The 19,213-nt window shown below is 72.7% G+C and carries 19 protein-coding genes; 15 read left to right on the top strand and 4 right to left on the bottom strand.

From position 1 onward, the window contains the following. Positions 1-113 precede the first annotated feature (113 nt). From DFJ67_RS36845 to DFJ67_RS36800, 10 genes are all read left to right on the top strand, one after another. Positions 114-1,103 carry a FecCD family ABC transporter permease gene (locus DFJ67_RS36845; RefSeq protein WP_116073550.1) on the top strand — a complete coding sequence of 330 codons (990 nt, stop codon included), beginning with the start codon at positions 114-116 and terminating at the stop codon, positions 1,101-1,103. Then, the gene (locus DFJ67_RS36840; protein ID WP_239097519.1) at positions 1,100-2,107 is read left to right on the top strand and encodes a FecCD family ABC transporter permease; all 1,008 of its coding nucleotides are present in this window, start codon (positions 1,100-1,102) and stop codon (positions 2,105-2,107) included. The genes DFJ67_RS36845 and DFJ67_RS36840 overlap by 4 nt, the downstream gene beginning before the upstream one ends. After that, positions 2,104-2,871, top strand: a complete 768-nt coding sequence (locus tag DFJ67_RS36835; protein WP_116073548.1) for an ABC transporter ATP-binding protein — start codon at positions 2,104-2,106, stop codon at positions 2,869-2,871. The genes DFJ67_RS36840 and DFJ67_RS36835 overlap by 4 nt, the downstream gene beginning before the upstream one ends. Before the next feature lie 14 nt (positions 2,872-2,885). After that, positions 2,886-3,827 carry an ABC transporter substrate-binding protein gene (locus DFJ67_RS36830; protein WP_116073546.1) on the top strand — a complete coding sequence of 314 codons (942 nt, stop codon included), beginning with the start codon at positions 2,886-2,888 and terminating at the stop codon, positions 3,825-3,827. A 23-nt stretch (positions 3,828-3,850) separates the two neighbouring features. Further along, a complete protein-coding gene (nadE, locus tag DFJ67_RS36825) occupies positions 3,851-4,669 on the top strand; it encodes an NAD(+) synthase (protein WP_116073544.1) in 819 nt (272 codons plus the stop codon). Between the two features lie 85 nt (positions 4,670-4,754). After that, entirely contained in the window at positions 4,755-5,219 is a 465-nt protein-coding gene (locus DFJ67_RS36820) for an SRPBCC domain-containing protein (RefSeq protein WP_116073542.1), read from the top strand. Continuing rightward, on the top strand, positions 5,216-5,572 hold the full coding sequence (locus DFJ67_RS36815; RefSeq protein WP_116073540.1) for an ArsR/SmtB family transcription factor: 357 nt from the start codon (positions 5,216-5,218) through the stop codon (positions 5,570-5,572). The genes DFJ67_RS36820 and DFJ67_RS36815 overlap by 4 nt, the downstream gene beginning before the upstream one ends. Next, positions 5,565-6,005 carry an SRPBCC family protein gene (locus DFJ67_RS36810; RefSeq protein ID WP_116073538.1) on the top strand — a complete coding sequence of 147 codons (441 nt, stop codon included), beginning with the start codon at positions 5,565-5,567 and terminating at the stop codon, positions 6,003-6,005. The genes DFJ67_RS36815 and DFJ67_RS36810 overlap by 8 nt, the downstream gene beginning before the upstream one ends. A gap of 394 nt (positions 6,006-6,399) precedes the next feature. Then, complete coding sequence (locus DFJ67_RS36805; protein ID WP_244940453.1) at positions 6,400-9,171, top strand: ATP-binding protein; 2,772 nt, start codon at positions 6,400-6,402, stop codon at positions 9,169-9,171. A gap of 92 nt (positions 9,172-9,263) precedes the next feature. After that, positions 9,264-10,790, top strand: a complete 1,527-nt coding sequence (locus tag DFJ67_RS36800; RefSeq protein ID WP_116073536.1) for a bifunctional 3-(3-hydroxy-phenyl)propionate/3-hydroxycinnamic acid hydroxylase — start codon at positions 9,264-9,266, stop codon at positions 10,788-10,790. 17 nt (positions 10,791-10,807) lie between these two features. On the opposite strand, the gene DFJ67_RS36795 is transcribed toward DFJ67_RS36800, so the two are convergent. Further along, entirely contained in the window at positions 10,808-11,476 is a 669-nt protein-coding gene (locus DFJ67_RS36795; RefSeq protein WP_170216143.1) for an adenylate kinase, read from the bottom strand. Between the two features lie 590 nt (positions 11,477-12,066). On the opposite strand from DFJ67_RS36795, the gene DFJ67_RS36790 reads away from it, so the two are divergent. After that, positions 12,067-12,369, top strand: a complete 303-nt coding sequence (locus DFJ67_RS36790) for a MerR family transcriptional regulator (protein WP_116077079.1) — start codon at positions 12,067-12,069, stop codon at positions 12,367-12,369. Positions 12,370-12,405: 36 nt separating this feature from the next. Here the strand turns inward: DFJ67_RS36790 and DFJ67_RS36785 are convergent, their stop codons facing one another. Beyond that, the gene (locus tag DFJ67_RS36785) at positions 12,406-13,167 is read right to left on the bottom strand and encodes a nucleotidyltransferase domain-containing protein (RefSeq protein WP_116077077.1); all 762 of its coding nucleotides are present in this window, start codon (positions 13,165-13,167) and stop codon (positions 12,406-12,408) included. Positions 13,168-13,186: 19 nt separating this feature from the next. After that, positions 13,187-14,206 (bottom strand): aldo/keto reductase, encoded by a 1,020-nt coding sequence (locus DFJ67_RS36780; protein WP_116073532.1) that lies wholly within the window; start codon positions 14,204-14,206, stop codon positions 13,187-13,189. A 95-nt stretch (positions 14,207-14,301) separates the two neighbouring features. Between DFJ67_RS36780 and DFJ67_RS36775 the strand changes: the two genes are divergently transcribed. Then, positions 14,302-14,859, top strand: coding sequence for a TetR/AcrR family transcriptional regulator (locus DFJ67_RS36775; protein WP_116073530.1), 558 nt, complete (start codon positions 14,302-14,304; stop codon positions 14,857-14,859). On the opposite strand, the gene DFJ67_RS36770 is transcribed toward DFJ67_RS36775, so the two are convergent. Next, positions 14,834-15,646, bottom strand: a complete 813-nt coding sequence (locus tag DFJ67_RS36770) for an AfsR/SARP family transcriptional regulator (RefSeq protein WP_116073528.1) — start codon at positions 15,644-15,646, stop codon at positions 14,834-14,836. The genes DFJ67_RS36775 and DFJ67_RS36770 overlap by 26 nt on opposite strands. A 198-nt stretch (positions 15,647-15,844) precedes the next feature. Here DFJ67_RS36770 and DFJ67_RS36765 point away from each other — a divergent pair, with 198 nt between their 5' ends. From DFJ67_RS36765 to DFJ67_RS36755, 3 genes are read left to right on the top strand one after another with little or no spacing between them, the layout of a single operon-like run. Further along, positions 15,845-17,035 (top strand): class I adenylate-forming enzyme family protein, encoded by a 1,191-nt coding sequence (locus DFJ67_RS36765; protein WP_170216142.1) that lies wholly within the window; start codon positions 15,845-15,847, stop codon positions 17,033-17,035. Continuing rightward, on the top strand, positions 17,032-18,717 hold the full coding sequence (gene accA / locus DFJ67_RS36760) for an acetyl-CoA carboxylase carboxyl transferase subunit alpha (protein WP_116073524.1): 1,686 nt from the start codon (positions 17,032-17,034) through the stop codon (positions 18,715-18,717). Before DFJ67_RS36765 ends, accA begins: the two co-directional genes overlap by 4 nt. Further along, complete coding sequence (locus DFJ67_RS36755; protein WP_116073522.1) at positions 18,714-19,202, top strand: acetyl-CoA carboxylase biotin carboxyl carrier protein; 489 nt, start codon at positions 18,714-18,716, stop codon at positions 19,200-19,202. Before accA ends, DFJ67_RS36755 begins: the two co-directional genes overlap by 4 nt. The last annotated feature ends 11 nt before the right edge of the window (positions 19,203-19,213 follow it).

Raw genomic sequence — 19,213 nt, 5'->3', positions numbered from 1 at the left:
CGGCATTGTCCATAAAGGCTTTCACGTGGTCTAGATCACGAGAGCGGGCGCTACGGCGAGTCCAGCTATTACAGTCCCACCGCTGGTTAGGGCAGGCTTAGCTAAGGACTCGGGTGCGTCGTCGTTTGGTGCTGCTGGCTGGGGCGGTGCTGCTCCTGCTGGTCGTGTTGACCAGCCTGGCCGTGGGCAGCAATCCGTTGAGCCTGGCCCGCGTGTGGCACGCGCTGGTCGCGCCGGACGGCGGTGAAGCGGCCACTGTGGTCTGGGACCTGCGGGTCCCGCGCACGCTGCTCGGCCTGGTCGTCGGTGCCGCCCTGGCCGCCGCCGGTGTGCTGCTCCAGGCGCTGACCCGCAACCCGCTGGCCGAGCCGCGGATCCTGGGCATCAGCGCCGGCGCCTCGCTCGGAGTGGTCGTGGCCATCACGGTGTTCGGCATCGGCTCGCTGACCGGCTACGTGTGGTTCGGCATCGCCGGTGCGCTCGGTGCCGGGCTGCTGGTGTTCGGCGTGGCCGCGCGCACCCGCGAAGGGGCCTCGCCCGTCACCCTGGCCCTGGTCGGCGCCGCGCTGGACGCGAGCCTCGGCGCGGTCACCGCCGGCCTGCTCAGCGCCGACGCGCGGACGTTCGAGGAATACCGCTTCTGGGTCGTCGGCGGCCTCACCGGCCGGGACTCGGCGGTCGCCCTCCAGGTGCTGCCGTTCCTGCTGGCCGGCCTTGTGCTGGCCGCCGTGGTGGCCCGCGGTCTCGACTCGCTCGCGCTGGGCGACGACGTCGCGAAGGGCCTCGGCACCCGGGTCGGGCTGACCCGGATCGGTGGCGGCGTCGCCGCGGTGCTGCTGACCGGCGCCGGCGTGGCGGCGGCCGGGCCGATCGCGTTCGTCGGGCTCGCCGTGCCGCACCTGGCCCGCTACCTGGTCGGCTCCGACCAGCGCTGGGTGCTCGCCGTCTCGGTGCTGCTCGGACCGAGCCTGCTGCTGGCCGCCGACGTGATCGGGCGGGTGGTGGTGCTGCCCGGCGAGGTGTCGGCCGGGATCGTCACCGCGCTGATCGGCGCGCCGCTGCTGGCCGTGCTGGTCAACCGCGCCCGGGTGGTGGCGGCGTGACCCTGCTGCGGGTCGGCGGGCTGGCCCTGGTGGTGCGCCGCCGCGCGGTGCTCGTCTCCCTCGTGCTCCTGGTGCTGCTGGCCGCGGCGCTGGTGCTCGCGGTCTCGCTGGGCAGGCCCTATGTGGCGCCCGGCGACGTGCTGCGGTCGCTGTCCGGCGCGGGCACGCCCTACGACGTGGTCGTGCAACGGCTGCGGCTGCCCCGGGCCGTGCTCGGCGTCGCGGTCGGGGTGCTGTTCGGCGTGGCCGGCGCGCTGATCCAGAGCGTCGCCCGCAACTCGCTGGCCAGCCCCGACGTCATCGGCATCACCCAGGGCGCCGGGCTGGCCGCGACCGTGGCGCTGACCACCGGCGCGGCCGCGGCGGTGATCGCACCGGCGGCGCTGGCCGGCGGGCTGCTCGCGGCCGCCGCGGTGCTGGCCCTCGGTGCCCGGCACGGCCTGGCCGCGCAACGGTTCGTGCTCGCCGGCGTCGCGGTCGCGATCGCCCTGCGCGCGCTGACCGAGATCGTGATGCTCTCCGCCGAACCGATCGACGGGCAGCGGGCACACATCTGGCTGGTCGGCACGCTGGCCGGGCGGGGCTGGACCGAGACGCTGTGGTTGACCGGCACCCTGGTCGCGCTGCTGCCGGTGCTGTTCTGGGCCGGCTGGGCGCTGCGCACCAGCGCGCTCGACGACGACACCGCGCGCGGGCTGGGCGTACGCCCGGTCGCCCGCCGGGTCGGCCTGGCCGCCGCCGGGGTGCTGCTGGCCGCGATGGTCACCGCGCAGGTCGGCGCCGTCGACTTCGTCGCGCTGGTCGCGCCTCAGGTGGCCCGCCGGTTGGTGTGCGCCGAACGCCCACCGCTGGTCGCCGCCGGGCTGACCGGTGCGCTGCTGGTCGTACTCGCGGATCTGGTCGGCCGGTTGCTGTTCGCGCCGACCCAGTTGCCCGCCGGGGTCGTCACCGCCGCGATCGGCGGCCCGTACCTGCTGTTCCTGCTCGTCCGGAGGAAGTCGTGAAGCTGACCGCCCGGGACCTCGCCGCGGGCTACCAGGACCGCGCGGTCTTCGCGGGGCTCGACCTGGACCTGCCCGACGGCGCGTTCACCGTGATCGTCGGCCCGAACGCCTGCGGCAAGTCGACCCTGCTGCGCACGCTGGCCCGCCTGCTGCCGGCCCGGACCGGCAGCGTCCTGCTGGACGGCACCGACATCACCACGCTGCCCACCCGCGAGGTCGCCCGCCGCCTCGGCGTGCTGCCGCAGAGCCCGCTGGTGCCCGAGGGTGTCACGGTCGAGGACCTGGTCGGCCGCGGCCGCCAGCCGCACCAGCGCTGGTGGCACCAGTGGTCGGCGGAGGACACCGCCGCGGTGGCCGAGGCGATGGACCAGGCCGGTGTCGCCGATCTCGCCACCCGGCCGGTCGACCACCTCTCCGGCGGGCAGCGGCAGCGGGTCTGGATCGCGATGGCGCTGGCCCAGCGGACCGAGACGCTGCTGCTCGACGAGCCGACCACCTTCCTCGACCTGGCGCACCAGGTGGAGGTGCTCAACCTGCTCAACCGGATGCGCGAAGGCGGCCGCACGATCGTCGCCGTCCTGCACGACCTCAACCAGGCCGCCCGCTACGCCGACCACCTCGTCGCGATGCGCGACGGCGCCGTGGTCGCCGCCGGACCACCCCGCGAGGTGGTCACCGTGGACCTCGTCCGGGAGGTGTTCGGCCTCGACTCCGTGGTCGTGCCCTGCCCGGTGAGCGACGCGCCGCTCGTCCTGCACATCTGACCGAAGGAATTCCAGTGAACCGACGTTCCATAGGCGTGCTCGCCGCCCTCACCGTTGTCGTCATGACGGCCGCGTGCTCCAGCGATCCGGTGCCCGCGGCGACCGACGACGGCGGCACCCAGCAGATCACCCACGCGATGGGCACGACCACGGTCCCGCTGCACCCGAAGCGGGTCGTGGTGCTCGACACCGACAAGGTCGACACCGCGGTCAGCCTGGGCATCACCCCGATCGGCGCGACCCAGCCGCCGGAGATCGACACGTTCCCGGCCTACCTCGGCGACCTGTCGTCGGTGAAGAACGTCGGCGAGATCTCCGAGCCCGACCTGGAGGCGATCGCCGCGCTCCAGCCCGACCTGATCCTCGGCAGCAAGTTCCGCCAGGAGAAGTTCTACGACGAGTTGTCGGCGATCGCCCCGACCGTGTTCACCGAGAAGGTGGGCATCACTTGGAAGGACAACTTCCTGCTCGACGGCAAGGCTCTCGGTCAGGAGCAGAAGGCCAAGGACCTGCTCGCGGGGTACGAGCAGCGGGCCAGGGACCTGGGCGCCAAGATCCCGAACGCGGCGGGCATCAAGGTCTCCATCGTGCGCTTCATGCCGGCCGAGATCCGGGTGTACGGCCCGGACGGCTTCTCCGGCATCGTCGTCGGCGACGTCGGCCTGGGTCGCCCCGAGCGGCAGAAGCTGGCCGACAAGGACGACAAGCGGTTCGACAAGGTCAGCCCGGAGCGGATCGCCGACCTGGACGGCGACGTCATCTTCGTGACCGCCCAGGGCCCGACTGCGCAAGCGCAGCAGAAGAAGGTCGTCGACGGCAACCTGTGGAAGGACCTGTCCGCGGTCAAGGCCGGCAAGGCCTACGACGTGCCCGCCGAGGTCTGGATGACCGGCATCGGCGTCACCGCCGCCAACAAGATCCTCGACGACATCCAGAGTCGCTTGATCACCGCCTGATACCCGGCCGGTACGGTGCAACGATGAGCGCGTCACCTGGTGAGATCGCCCGCGAGCTCGAGGTCGGCCCGGCATTTGACGCCGGCAACGAGATCGAGCGGCGGGTGGCGTTCCTCGCTGACGCGCTCATCGGCACCGACACGCAGGCGCTCGTGCTCGGGGTGAGCGGTGGCGTCGACTCGGCCACCGCGGGCCGGCTCTGCCAACTCGCCGCCGAGCGCGCCCGGCGGGCCGGCCACGACGCGGCCTTCGTGGCCATGCGGCTGCCCTACGGCGTGCAGCACGACGAGCCCGACGCCCAGGCGGCCCTGGCGTTCATCCGCCCCGACCGCACCCTGACCGTCGACATCGGACCGGCCAGCGACGCGAGCCTGCGCGCGTTGCTGGCCGGTGGCCTGGTGGTGCGCGACACCGACCAGCAGGACCTGATCCTCGGCAACATCAAGGCCCGGGAGCGGATGATCGCGCAGTACGCGGTCGCGTCCGCCATGCACGGCCTCGTCGTCGGCACCGACCACGCCGCCGAGGCGATCACCGGCTTCTTCACCAAATACGGCGACGGCGCCGCCGACCTGGTGCCGCTGACCGGTCTGACCAAGCGCCGGGTCCGTGCGCTCGCGGAGGCCCTCGGCGCGCCGCCCGCGTTGATCCACAAGGTGCCGACCGCCGACCTCGAGTCGCTGCACCCCGGCCGGCCCGACGAAGAGGTCCTCGGCTTCAGCTACGCCGACATCGACGACTTCCTGGAAGGCAAGCCGGTGCGGCCCGAGGTGGCCGAGTTGATCGCGCGGCGGTTCCAGTTTACGGCGCACAAGCGTCGCCTCCCGCTCGGTCCCGCCTGACCCAGCCGCAACCAAAGGTTGCGCATCCAATGGTCCCGCGCTAACGTAATGAGCAACCAAAGGTTGCGATAACGCGGGAGCATTCATGGAGTACGCCAGCATCGAGCGCGAGATCCACGTCGACGCACCGCCAGAGGTGGTGTTCGAGGTGGTCAGCCAGCCCGAGCACATCAAGGACTGGTGGCAGGCCGACACCGACGTCCGGCCCACCCCGGGTTCGACCGGTGAGCTCGTCTGGGCCGACGGCGACAACATGCGCGCCAACGTCGTGCCGATGAGCGTGGTCGACGTCGACCCGCCCCGGCTGTTCAGCTTCCGCTGGACCCACGGCGCGGGGGAGACGGCCGCCGACGGCAACTCGATGCTGGTGACCTTCGAACTCGTGCCGTCCGGCGCGGGCACGCTGTTGCGCCTGACCGAGACCGGCTTCCGCGAGCGCGGCTGGGAGATCGCGGCGCTGGAGAAGCAATACCACGAGCACGGCGTCGGCTGGGACATGTTCGTGCCCAGGATCGCGGCGTCGGCCGAGCGGCTGGCGTCGTCGCGATGACGGTCGCCATCGACGACGAGCTGTGGTCGGCGATCGGCGACCCGACCCGGCGACGGATGCTCGATCTGCTGCTGGCGACCGGATCCTGGACCGCCACCTCGCTCAGCGAGCGGCTGCCGGTGACCCGGCAGGCGGTGGCCAAGCACCTCGCGGTGCTCGACCGGGTCGGCCTGGTGGAAGCGACGCCGGCGGGCCGGGAGAAGCACTACCGGGTCGACGAGGCACAGCTGAGCCGTGCCGTGGCCCAGCTCACCGCCGTCGGCGACACCTGGGACGCCCGACTGCGGCGGATCAAGCAGATCGCCGAGACCATCCAACAGACAAAGACACAAGAGGAGAAGCGCAATGGTTGACATCCTGCACCGGGTCGGCGTCATCGGCTCGAAGGAGGCCGTCTACGCGGCCATCACCTCGCCGGAACAGCTCGCGGCCTGGTGGACCGACGACACCAAGGGCGACGGCGGCGAAGGCGGCGTGCTCAAGTTCCAGTTCGTGCCCGGCGGTTTCGACATGAAGGTGCTCGAGGCCAAGCCGGCCGAACACGTGCTCTGGGAGGTGATCGAGGGCCCGGACGAGTGGATCGGCACGCACGTCCGCTGGGACCTGCACACCGAAGACGACTTCACCATCGTCATGTTCAGCCACGAGGGGTGGCGCGAGCAGGTGCCGTTCATGAACCACTGCAGCACGAAGTGGGCGACCTACCTGATGAGCATGAAGCAGCTGGTGGAGACCGGCACCGGCGCACCGTCGCCCAACGACGTGCAGATCAGCAACTGGCACTAAGGCCCTGTTTGATAACTGAGGCCGGGCTGCGGCGGGCCCAGGCGCCGCCTGACCGCACGGCGGCTTTACCCGGATACAACACCGGTATCCGGGCAAAGCCGCCGCACGCCCAGACGACACCTGGACTCCGCCTCGCCTCGACCCCAGTTATCAAACAGGGCCTAGATATGCTCGCGGCCTGTCGTCGCCGGAGGCCAGGTCGTGCGGTTCGGGGTGTTGGGGCCGTTGCAGGTGTGGCGCGACGGGGCGGCGGTCCCCGTCGGCGGGCCCAAACAACGTGACCTGCTGACGCTGCTGCTCTTCCGGCCCAACGTGTTCGTCAGCGCCGACTGGCTCTCCGACGCGCTCTGGGACGGTGCGCCACCGGCGAGTGCCCAGGTCACGCTCCGCACCTATGTGGCCGGCCTGCGGCGCGCCCCTCGAACCCGACCGCGATCCCGGCGGCGAGTCGAAGGTGCTCCGCGGGCTGCCCGGCGGCTACGAGCTGTGCGTCGACCCCGACGCGCTGGATGCCGCCAGGTTCGAGGCCCTGGCGGACTCCGGCGCGCGGGCGCTGGCCGACGGCGATCCCCGGACGGCCGAACAGGCCTTCCTGTCCGCGCTGGGCCTGTGGCGGGGCGACAGTGTGGCGGCGGGCGATCTCGCGGCCCTGCGAACCGAGGCGGCCCGGCTGGTGGAGGCGCGCCGGATGGCCGAGGAGGGCTGGCACGCCGCCGCGATCGCGGCCGGCCGGCACGCCGCCGTGCTGCCGGCACTGCGGCGGTTCGTCGCCGACCATCCCGAGCGCGAGTCGGCCCGCGCCCGCCTCATGCTCGCGCTCTACCGCTCGGGGCAGCAGACCGCGGCGCTGGCGGTGTTCGACGAGGGCCGCCGCCATCTCGCGGAGGACTACGGGGTCGAGCCAGGTCAGGCGCTGCGCGACCTGCAACGCCAGATCCTCGAGCACGCGGTGCCAAGCCCACCGGACGCACAGCCCGTCGTCACGTCCTCCTTGGTCGGGCGCGCGACCGAGCTGGCCACGCTCACCGACCTGCTCACGTCCGCCCTCGACGGCTCGGGCCGGATCGTCGCGCTGGTCGGCGAGGCCGGCATCGGCAAGACGAGCCTCGCCACCGCGGTCAGCGACCAGGCGCGGGCGATGGGTGTGCCGGTGGTCTGGGGCCGGTGCCCCGACCTCGGCCAGGCGCCACCGTTCTGGCTCTGGTCACAGGTCGTCCGCGCGCTCGCCGCCCTGCCGCAGGCCGGCGAGTCCGGCGCCGCCGCGGCGCTGAACGGCTTCACACCGGGGCCGACCGCGACCGCCGACCACGATCCGGCCGCCCGGTTCCACGCCTACGAGGCGGTCGCGGCGCTGGTGGGTGCGGTCGCCCGGCAGGACGGGCTGGTCATCGTGCTCGACGACCTGCACGCCGCCGACCGCGACTCGCTGCTCCTGCTGCGGTTCCTGGCGACCGCTCTGCCGGCGAGCCGGGTCCTGGTCGTGGCGACGCTGCGACCCTACGGCCAGCTACCCGACACCGTCGCCGCCCTCGCCGACCTCGCCCGCGTGGGCGTGCGCCAACTGCACCCGGCCGGGCTCGACACCGCCGCGGTGACCGACCTCGTCCGGGCCCGCACCGGGGTGCGGCCGCCGGACGCCGACGTGGCGCGGCTGCTCGCCCGCACCGGTGGCAACCCGTTCTTCCTCACCGAGCTGCTGGCCTCGCCCGGCGGCAGCGCACCGCCGAGCATCCGCGACGTGGTCCGGTCGCGGTTCGCCGCGCTGTCACCGGCCGGCCGCGGCTGCCTCGACCTGCTCTGTGTCGCCGGCCGCGAGCTCGACCTGCGGCTGCTCGCCGCCGCCACCGGGCAGCCCGTGACCGAGGTCGCGGAGCTGCTGGCCGAGCCGGCCATCGCCCACCTGGTCGCGGAGGCCGGGCCGGGCGCGATCCGGATGCGGCATCCGCTGTTCGCGGAGGTCGGCCACGCCGAGCTGCCGCCGTCGCGGCGGGCCCTGCTGCACGCCCGGCTCGCCGACGCGGCCGCCGATGGCACCGTGCTCGCCCCGGCCGAGCTGGCCCACCACTACGGGCAGGCGCTCGGGCTCGGTCGCGAAGCCGACCACCTGCGCTGGACCCTGCGCGCGGCCGAAGACGCCACCCGCCGGGTCGCCTACGAGGACGCGCTGGCCCACCTCGAGCGCGCCGCGGCCCTGCTGGCGGCCGGCTCGCCCGCGACCGCCCGAGCCGAGTTGGCGGTGCAGCTCCACCGCACGGCGCTGCTCCAGATCACCGTCGGCGTCGGCAGCGACGCGGTCGACGAGGTGTGCGTCCGCGCGCGGGAGCTGCTGACCCTCGCCGGCCCCGACGCCGACTCGCGGGCAGCACTGTGGACACTCGGCGAGCTGGCCGCCAATCGCGCGGAGTTCCAGATCGCGGAAGATCTCGGCGGCCGGCTGTCGCGGGCGGCCGGTGCCGGGGACCCGCTGCTCGCGTCGGCCGGGTCCTACCTGCTCGGCGCCGTCTCCTATTTCACGGGCCGGCTCGCGGCGGCGGAGGAGCACCTGAGCCGGTCGATCGAGCGGCTGCGCGAGGTAGAGGTGCGGGCCCTGGCCGAGCAGGTCGGGCGTACGCCACCGTTGTCGCCGTTGAACTTCCGCGCGCTGGTGCGGTCGCTGCGCGGCGACGCGGCGGCGGCGCGGGCCGACCTCGCCGAGGCGGCCGACCTGGCCGAGCGCACCGACGACCCCTACGCGCGGGGCAACGTCGCCATGTTCACCGGCTGGCTGGCCATGCAGCAGGGCGACGCGGAAAGCGGCCGGGCGGCCGCCGAGAGGTGCCGGGCGGTCGACGTGCCGCACTTCACCACCATCGCCGAATTCCTGACGGAGTGGGTCGCGGTCCGCGGCGGCGACCTCGACCGATGCGACGCGATGCGGCGGCGGCGGCCATCTACGCTCTCGGGCTGCGGTCGACCCGCACGATCACCACGGCGGCGATGGCCGACGCGTGCCTGGTCGCCGGCGACCGCGCGACGGCGGCGGTGCTGGCCGACGAGGGCCTCGCGGCCGCGGTCGACGAGCGGGTCGTGGCCGCCGAACTCCTGCGCATCCGCGGCGTGGCCCGCGCGAACGCCGACGACCTGCGCGTGGGCGCCGCACTCGCCGCGGCACAGGGTGCTGAGCTGATCGTCGCCCGCTTTCCGGTCTGAGCCGCGTGGAGAACCCGTGGAGGCTGCTCCTCCACAGGACCTCCACGGCCGCCGGGTTTCCTGGGTGGCATGTCTATCGAAGAGGTCGACGTCGTCGTGGTCGGTTGCGGCCCGGTCGGCGCGCTCACCGCCAACCTGCTCGGCCGCCACGACGTGCGCACGCTGGTCGTCGAGCGGGGCACTGAGCCGCACCGGCAGCCGCGGGCGTTCTCCTGCGACGACGAGGCGCTGCGGATCTACCAGCTCGCCGGCCTGCGGGACGAGGTCGCCGCCGACATGTACGCACCGTCCACCGTGGAGTATGTCGACAGCGCGGCCCGCCCCTTCGCGACCATCGCGCTCGACGAGATCGACTTCGGGCTCGGCGCGCCGCCACTGCACTTCTTCGACCAGCCGATCCTGGAAGAGGCACTGCGCAAGGGCTTCGACCGCTTCCCACACGTCGAGCTGCGCACGGCGACCGAGATGGTCGAGCTGACCCAGGACGCCGACGGGGTCACCGTGGTGCTCCTCGACGTCGAGTCCGGCCGGCACACCACGGTGCGGGCGCGCTACGTGCTCGGTTGCGACGGCGCCCGCAGCGCCACCCGGGTCGCGGCCGGCATCGACCTGGTCGGCACCTCCTACGCCGAGCCCTGGCTCGCCCTCACCGGTGACGTCCCGCCGGAGGCGGTGCGGGTGCCGGTGACCCAATTCGTCTGCGACTGGAACCGGCCCGGCTTCGTCTCGCCGGGCGCGATCGGCACCCACCGCCTCGAGTTCATGCTCCGCGACGGCGAGACGCCCGAGGAGATGACCGACCCGGCGACGATCGCCCGGCTGGCCGCGCCCTATGTCGACCCGGACCGGTTCACCGTCACCCGCGCCGTCGTCTACACCTTCCACCACGTGGTCGCCGCGCGCTGGCGGGCCGGCCGGGTGCTGCTCCTCGGCGACGCCGCACACCAGATGCCACCGTTCCTGGGCCAGGGCCTGTGCAGCGGCCTGCGCGACGCGGCCAACCTGACCTGGAAGATCGCGCTGGTGGTGCAGGGCCGCGCCGGCGACACGCTGCTCGACACGTATGAGGCCGAACGCCGTCCGCACACCGAGGAGATGGCGGTCACCAGCGTCCGGCTCGGCCGGGTCTTCCTGGTCCGCAAGCGCTGGGCGGCGGCCCTGCGGGACGCGGCACTGCGGACGATCCAGACCATTCCGCGGGTACGCCGGTTCGTGCGCCACTTCGAGTTCAAACCACTCCCGGCCGTCGGTAAAGGAAAGCGCCCCGTGGGCGTGATGTTCCCGCAGCCGGCCGTGCTCGTCGCGGGCTCGCCGGAGCCACGCCTGCTCGACGACGTGCTCGGGGCCGGCTTCGTGGTGATCGGTCCAGACGTCGACGAACGGGCGGCGACGACCTGGTCCGGCCCGCCGGCCACGTTCGTCCGAGTGCTGCCGCCGGGCGCCGCCCTGGGGGGTGCGGCGCCCGGCGGCCTGGTCGACATCGGCGACCCGGCCGGGGTCCTGGCGGCCTGGTTCGCCCGCCACCAGGTCGGCGCCGTGGTGCTGCGCCCCGACCGCTTCGTCTACGCGACCGGGGTCACCGCGCCCGCCTGGTGAACCCCGGACCAGGGCGCTCAGCGCGACGGGTCGGTTGTCATCTCGCCGAAGGCGGCGCCGAGCCCGGTGAGGTCGACCGCCCGTCGCGACTGTTCGGGGACGTGATCCACGAACGAGCTCATGACCTCCAACGCGGCGAGGATCTCGCGGCCGACCTGGTCCGCCGGCCGCATGGCGTCGACGGTGACGAGGATGCCGCGTTCGCCGTACCAGGCGACAATGGGGTGCGTCAGTTCGTGGTAGAGCCGCAGCCGATGCTCGATGGCCTCTTCCGTGTCGTCGGAGCGGCCCTCGAGCGCGGCGCGAGCCAGCAGCCGTCGTTTGAGTTCCCGGTCGTCGGCCTTGAGGTGCAGCGCGACGTCCGCGGTCATGCCGAGCTCCAAGCCGATCTGGTAGGTGGCTCGCGCCTGCGCCATGTTGCGTGGCACGCCATCGAGCACATACCCGCCACCCGTGGCGGCCACCGCGGTGAGCGCCTCCTGAACCATGTCCAGCACGATCTCGTCCGGCACCAGCTCACCCTTGTCGAGATGGGCCTGGACGGCCCGACCGAGCGCGGTGCGGCGCGCGACATGGTCGCGGAGCAGATCGCCGGTGGCGATGTGCGGTATGCCGAAATGGGTGGCGATGACCGCACCCTGCGTTCCTTTGCCAGCACCCGGCGGCGCGACCATCAGCACCCGCATCCCCTGCCTCCTTCTGGTCCACCGGTCGTGCATCGGCTGAGCCTGCCATTCCGGACGTGGTCCGACGAGACCGGGTTGGTTCGGGTGGCCCAACTAACCCGACGCGCCGAAGAGAGGCTGCCGGCCGACACGCAGAAAATCTATGCTCGAAAACCTAGACATGCTTGTTGGCGTCCGTTAACGTTCTTCTGGTCGAGAGTGGAATAACAAAAACGCTGACGCACCCGCCCGCACGAGGCGGAAGAGCACGACCGTTCGTCGCACGTGCCGGGGCCATGAAGTCGCGTGGGGTTCCGACACCGGCGGACAGCACGAGTAAGAGATGTATGAAGTCAGAGGAAAGGGAGGGCCCGCACACCGTTGGATCGCCCGCCGCCGGCCGCATTGACGGGTCTGGGCGCGGACACCGCTGTTTCCATCGAACGAGAGGTGGTCTTCGGTCACGCTTATGCGATCCCCGCACCCGAAAGGCTCAGACGGGCCTGGTGTGGATACGACAAGCCGGCGTTCTGTCGGTAGATGGTGTTTCTGACCCGCAACCCTTGGGCCCCGGCGCTCCCAGCGCCGGGGCCCTCGCAACGGAGGTGTATATGGGCCAACCCGAAGACCGGCTCGATGATGAGGATTACCCCGCCTACACGATGGGCCGGGCGGCGGAGATCGTCGGTTGTTCGCCGGAGTTCCTGCGCCGACTCGGCGACGCGAAGCTGATCGACCCGTTCCGTTCTGACGGCGGGCATCGCCGCTACTCCCGCTATCAGATACGACTCGCGGCGCGGGCTCGGGAGATGTGCGATCAGGGCACGGACATCGTTGCCGCCTGCCGCATCATCATTCTCGAGGACCAGCTCGAGGAAGCACTGCGTGAGAACCGGGCCCACCACCACGATTGACCCCTTCGGCCGCGGAGCCTGGGCGGCCGTCCCAAGCTACTCCGGCGCGGCGGCGCCGAGGATCTCCGCGATCCGGTCGAGGGCACCCGTGAGCGCGGCGGCGTCTGGGGTCATGGCCGCCACCAGCGGGTCGACGAGCCGCAGGCCGGAGCGGTCGAGCAGGCGCTTCTCGTTGGTCACCCACTCGCCGCGGGCGGCCAGCACGGCGTGGGCCGTCTCGTGGCAGGCCCGGGCGGCCGCGCCGGCGCACTCCAGGGCGGCGCCGCGCGGTGCGAAGTTGGTGCGGGCGTAGGACAGCGTCAACTCGGCCCGGCTCCACCAAGCCCCCGGCGCCCGTTCGCGCAGCGCGGGCGGGTAGTCGGGCCGGGGGAGCGAGCCGTGCAGCACCCGGTTGCCGGCCAGCTCGGCTACCACGATGTAGGTCGGCACCCCGGCGAGGTGGAACAGCAGGTTTTCGATCCGGAACCGCCCGGCGCGCGCCTCGGCCAGGTGGTGCTCGACGTCGGCCAGGTCGCGGTAGTGCACGTCGACCCGTCGCCCGTCGACGGTCAGCCAGGCGCCGCCGTTGAACACGCCACCGCCCCAGCCGCCGAGCTCGGAGACCTCGCCCGGCCAGCCCAGCGCGCGCAGGTCGGCCGGGTCGAACCCGCCCCGGTAATAGACGGCGAAGTCCCAGTCGCTGTCGGGGCGGTGGGTGCCCGCGGCCCGTGAGCCGCCCAGCGCCACCGCCCGCACCGCCGGCAGGCCAGCCAGCCGGTCGGCGATGTGGAGCGGAAGCTCGGCGTCGGTGAACCGCATGGCGGCCATTGTCGGCCGATCAGCGGCGGCGCAACACCGGGTTTACCAGGGCGGGCCGGGTGTCGATCTTCTCGTGTGCGGCCAGGTCGACGCCGGGAGCGACGATCGCGTCGATCGCGTCGAGCACGTCGGCGGGCAGCACCGTGTCGGCGGCGGCGAGCTGCGAGGTCAGGTGCTCGAGCGTCCGCGGGCCGATGATCGCGCTGGTCACCGCGGGGTGCGCGGTCACGAAACCGAGCGCGAGCTGGATCAGTGTCAGCCCGGCCTGGTCGGCGACCGTGGCGAGCTGCTCGACGGCGTCGAGCCGGGCCTGGTTGGCGGGCACCGTCAGGTCGAAGCGGTCCGGCAGGATCGTCGCGCGGTGGGTGGTGATCTCCCGGCCGGCGCGGACCGCTCCGGACAGCCAGCCCGAGCCCAGCGGGCTCCACGCCAGCACGCCGAGGCCGTATTGCTCGGTCACCGGCAGCACGTCGGCCTCGATGCCGCGCTGGAGGATCGAGTAGCTGGGCTGCTCGGTGACGTAGCGGCTCAGATGGTTGGCGCGGGCGGCCCACTCGGCCTGGACGATGCGGTAGGCCGGGAACGTCGACGATCCGAAATAGCGGATCTTCCCGGCGCGTTGCAGGTCGGTCAGCGCGGCGAGCGTCTCCTCGTCGCTGGTGGTCGGGTCCCAGCGGTGGATCTGGTAGAGGTCGACGTGGTCGACGCCGAGCCGGCGCAGGCTGTCGTCGAGCGCGGTGAAGAGCCAGCGCCGGGAGCTGCCCTGGTGGTTGCGCTCGTCGCCCATCGGCAGGGTCGCCTTGGTGGCGAGCACGATGTCGTCGCGCCGCCCGGCGATGGCCTCGCCGACGAACTCCTCGGACTGGCCGGCGCTGTAGCGGTCGGCGGTGTCGATCACGTTGATCCCGGCCGCGAGGGCGGCGTCGATGATCGCGGTGGCATCTTCCTGGCTGGTGTGCCCGACGGCGCCGAAGTTCATAGCGCCGAGCGCGAGCGAGCTGACCTGCACGCCGGTGCGGCCCAAGGTGCGGTACTGCATGACTGTTCCTCCGTGGCATCATGGAAAGCGGAACGCTGCTCCGGTCAACGATACGGAGCAGTGTTCCGTTTAGCCAATGGAGTGACGAGGGGAACATGGCCGAGCGCAAGCGTGCCGACGCCCGGCGCAACGAGCGAGCGCTGCTCGACGCGGCGGCCGCCGTGTTCGTCCGCTCGGGGGTCGACGCGCCGGTGCGCGATATCGCAGCAGAGGCCGGCGTCGGGATGGGCACCATCTACCGGCACTTCCCGAACCGGGCCGACCTGGTCATCGCCGTCTACCGGCACCAGGTCGACGCGTGCGCCGAGGTCGGGCGGACCCTGTTGGAGAAGGAGCCGACGCCGTACGCCGCGCTGCGGGTCTGGGTCGATCTGTTCGTCGATTTTCTGATCACGAAGCACGGCCTGGCCGCGGCGCTCCAGTCCGAGACCGCCCGGTTCGAGAGCCTGCACGCCTATTTCGTCGACAACCTGGTGCCGGTGTGCGCCGCGCTGCTCGACGCCGCCGTCGAGTCGGGCGAGATCCGGCCGGGCGTCGACCCCTACGGCCTGCTGCGCGGCATCGGCAACCTCTGCGTCGGCGGCGGTGGCGATTCGCCCTACGACGCCCGCCAGTTGGTCGGGCTGCTCATCGCCGGGCTCCGGGCGACGTAGCTTCCAGCAGGTCCGTCTCGTCGAGGGACGGGTCAGCGGTCAGCATCGCGTGCTGGAGGCGCTGGATCCGCTGCGACGGTTCGAGGCCCAGGTCGGTCTGGAGCGTGCCGCGCAGGCGGTGGAAGGCCTCCAGCGCGTCGGTGCGCCGGCCCGCCCGGTAGAGCGCGACCATGTATTGCGCCTGGAGGTCCTCGTTGAGCGGGTGCCGGGCCGCGAGCCAGCCGAGTTCGCCGAGTGCCGCCTGGTGGCGGTCGAGCCGCAACTCGGCGTCGATGCGCTGGCGCCACAGGCTCAACCGGCCCTCCTCGAGCCGCCGCACCTCGACCTGGAGGACAGAGCCGAGCCGCACGTCCACCAGCGCGCCGCCCTGCCAGATGGCCAGCGCCTGGCCGAGCAGCAGCGAGCCCTTGACGTCGTCGCCGCTGCTGAGCGCGTGCCGGCCTTCCGCCGCGAGTTGCTCGTACGCGTGCAGATCCAACTCGCCCGGATAGACGTTGAAGCGGTAGCCGCCGGAGGCGGTCGCCAGGATGCTGCTGGCCGCGGCGCCGGCGAGCACCGCCGTCAGCATCCGCCGGATCTTGAGGATGTAGGTCTGCAGCGTCGTCTGCGCGCTGGCCGGTGGCTCGGCCCCCCACAGCTCGGCGATCAGCGTGTCTACCGGCACCACCAGGTTCGCGTGGAGCAGCAGCAGGGCGAGCACCTTCCGTGGCTTCGGCGCGGTCAGTTGATCGATGGCGTTGCCCGGCATGCCTCGCACCAGCAGCGGACCAAGAACGTGGTAGTTCATCGCGCCCCCGTATCCCGTCGCTGTGAAGAACCTTAAGACCCACAGGCGACATATGGAACTAATTCGGTTGGATCGGACTATCGCCGCGCTGGGGCACAGGTGTCCGCGCCGGCCTCCAGTGACACTCCAGGCGGGCTCAAGTGGACCCCTGCGACGGTCGTGGAGCCGATAGCTACCCCCGGCCTGAAGGAGTCCGCCGTGCCCGAAGCTGAGATCCGCAAGGGTCGGTCGCTGCCCGGGCTGCTCCGGCGGGCGGCGGCCATCGCACCCGGGCGCACCGCGATCCGCTACGGCGCCCGCGCCATGTCCTTCGCCGAGCTCGACGCCGCCGCGGACGGGTTCGCCGTGGCGCTCTCCGGGTTCCCGGCCGGCACCGTCGTGGGTGTCACGGCCGCGCTACACCCGGCCTTCCCGATCGCCTACTTCGGCGCCGTCCGCGCCGGACACGTCTGCGCCGTCGTCGACCCCTTCCTGACCGAGGACGAGTTGGACCACGTCATCGGGCACGCGGGGGTGGAGCTGCTGGTGGCGACCTCGGGGATGGCCGACATGCTGCGCCGGATCCGGCTGGAGCACCATCGCCTCACCGACGTGGTCTATCTGGACCAGCCCGGGCATCCGGGCGCGCAGACGGTGGCCAACCTGGCGCGGACGCACGCCGGCCGCCCGCGCCGGGCGCGGCTGGACCCCGATGCCGTGGCCTGCCTGCGGTTCAGCGGCAGCCCGCCCCGGCTGGTCCCGCTGACCCACCGCAACCTCACCGTCGGCGCCGCACAGGCGGCCCGGGCCTACGGCTTCGGTCCCGGTTCGACGGTCGTCAACCACCTTCCGGCGTACGAGCCGGTCTATCTCAACGCGACCGTCAAGGCGACCGCGACCCAGGTGCTGTGCGCGGACCCCGACCCGGCCGGCGGCGTCACGCAGGCCGGCCGCGAGGCCGCGACGCACTACTGCGGGCAGCCCGTGCGGCTGGCCCGGCTCGCGGCCGACCCGCGCCCGACCCACAAGCGCACGCCGACGGTGCGCGCCGTCATCTCCAGCGGCTCCGCGCTCGCCCCGGCCGCCGCGGCCCGCCTGCGCGAACGGGTCGGCGCGCCGCTGGTGCAGTGGTACGGCACGGCGGAGGCGCCGATGACGCACTGCGACCGGCTCGACCGCCCCACGGCCGGCTCGGTCGGCCGCCCCGTGCTGGGCACCGACTGTCTCGTGGTGAGCCTCGACGGGCGGCACCCCGCGCCCGGGCGGCCGGGTGAGGTCCGGGTCCGCGGTCCGCAGGTGTCCGCCGGCGCTGCCGACGCCGACGGCTGGCTGCGGACCGGGGACCTGGGCTACCTCGACGGTGACGGCGTCCTGTTCGTGGTGGAGCGGCCTGTGGGGGCGATCCGATGAGCGAGACCCAGGACTGGGCCCTGTGCCGCAAGTGCCGCGCCGTCGTCTACGGCAAGCGGCTGGCCCGCAACCACGGCGTCTGTCCACAGTGTGGTGCCTGCTTCCCGCTGACCGCGCACCAGTGGCTCGACCTGCTCGCCGACGCCGACACGCTGCACCTGCTGGACACCGACGTGCCGGCCGAGGACCCGCTGGGCTTCAGCGACGGCGTGCCCTACGCGGACCGGCTGGCGCAGGCCCGGCAGGCGACCGGGATGAGCGAAGCCGTGGTCTGCGCGCGGATGTCCATCGGCGACACGCCGGTGGTGGTCGCCGCGATGGACTTCCGCTTCATGGGCGGCAGCCTCAGCGGCGCCGTCGGTGAGCTGATCACCCGGGCCGCCGAGACCGCGCTCGCCGAACGTCTGCCGCTGGTGACCGTGACCGCCTCCGGCGGCGTGCGGATGCAGGAGGGCGTCGTCGGCCTGATGCAGATGGCCAAGACCGCACAGGCGATGCAGCAACTCGACGAGGCCGGCCTGGTCACCGTCTGCCTGATCACCGACCCGACCTACGGCGGCGTGGCCGCGTCGTACGCGATGCTGGGTGACGTCGTGATCGCCGAGCCCGGCGCGCGGTTCGGCTTCGCCGGGCCCAGGGTGATCGCGCAGACCATCCGGCAGGAACTGCCGCCCGGCTTCCAGACCGCGGAGTTCCTGCTGGAGCGCGGCTTCGTCGACCTCGTCTGCCCGCGGGCGCGGCTGCGCGAGCGGCTCGGCCGGGTGCTGTCGGTCGGCGCCCGGCGCGGCTGCCCGGCCAACGTCGGTCCCGCCGAGCAGGTGGTGATCCGCGATCCCGACCGGCTGGCCGAACAGGACGCGTGGCAGGCGGTGCGCCGGGCCCGGCACGTCGGCCGGCCGACCACGTCGGACTATCTGCGCCTGATCCTCGACGATTTCGAGGAGTTGCACGGCGACCGGGTCGGCGGGGACTGCCCCGCGATCGTCGGTGGCGTGGGGCGGCTCGGCCGCGAGTCGGTCGTGGTGATCGGGCACGAGAAGGGCCACACCCCGGCCGAGTTGGCGGCGCACAACTTCGGGATGCCCAACCCGGCCGGCTATCGCAAGGCGGCCCGGTTGATGCGCCTCGCCGCCAAGTGGGGCCTGCCGGTGGTGACCCTGGTGGATACCCCGGGCGCCTACCCGGGCTTGGACGCCGAGCTCCAGGGCCAGGCCACCGTGATCGCCGAGACGCTGCGGTTGATGAGCGGGCTGCCGGTGCCGCTGGTCACGGTGATCACCGGTGAGGGCTGCAGCGGCGGCGCGCTGGCCATCGCGGTCGCCGACCGCGTGCTGATCATGGAGAACGCGATCTACACGGTGATCAGCCCCGAGGGCTGCGCGGCGATCCTGTGGAAGGACTCGGCCGCCGCACCCACCGCCGCGCGGGCACTGAAGATCGACGCCCGCTCGCTGCTCGAACTCGGCGTGGTCGACGGCGTGGTGCCGGAACCACCCGGTGGCGCCGAGACCGACCATCCCGAGGCCGCCGGACTCGTCCGGGCGGCGATCCGGGCCGAGCTGAGCGACCTGGCCTCGCGCGACCCCGCCCGCCTTCGCGCCGACCGGCGGGCCCGGTTCCGGCGGTTCGGCGGCCAGTCCGCACCCGCGTCCGCCGTTACGCACCCTGGAGGTCCCCGATGACGTCATTGCTGGAACCGGCGCAGTCGGACCGCTCGGCGCCGCTCGCCGAAGCGCTCGACGAGGTCCGCCGCAGCGCCCAGTCGCTGCTGGCGGATCTCGGTGACCGGCCGCGGGCGCTGCGGATCCGCGCGGGCGACGTGGTGGTCGAGATGGAGTGGACCGAACAGCAGCGAGCCGTCGCCGCAGCCCCCGCCGAACCGAGACCGGCGGAACCGAAACCGGCCGAGGAGACAGCGAAAGGCAGCGAGATCCGCGCGCCTATCGTCGGCACCTTCTATCGCGCCGCGGAACCCGGCGCCGCACCGTTCGTGTCCGAAGGGGACCAGGTCCAGCGGGGCCAGCAGGTCGGCATCGTCGAGGCGATGAAGCTGATGATCCCGGTCGAGGCCGAGGCCGACGGCCGGATCGTGGCGGCGATCGCCGCCGACGGCGCGCCGGTCGAGTTCGGGGAACCGCTCTTCCGCATCGAACCGAGCGCCGCATAGGGGAGGTCGTC

It is taken from the genome of Asanoa ferruginea (assembly GCF_003387075.1).
In the GTDB taxonomy this organism is placed as follows: domain Bacteria; phylum Actinomycetota; class Actinomycetes; order Mycobacteriales; family Micromonosporaceae; genus Asanoa; species Asanoa ferruginea.
Note: the sequence above shows the minus strand (reverse complement) of the source record. Positions and strands in the feature narration are given on the sequence as shown.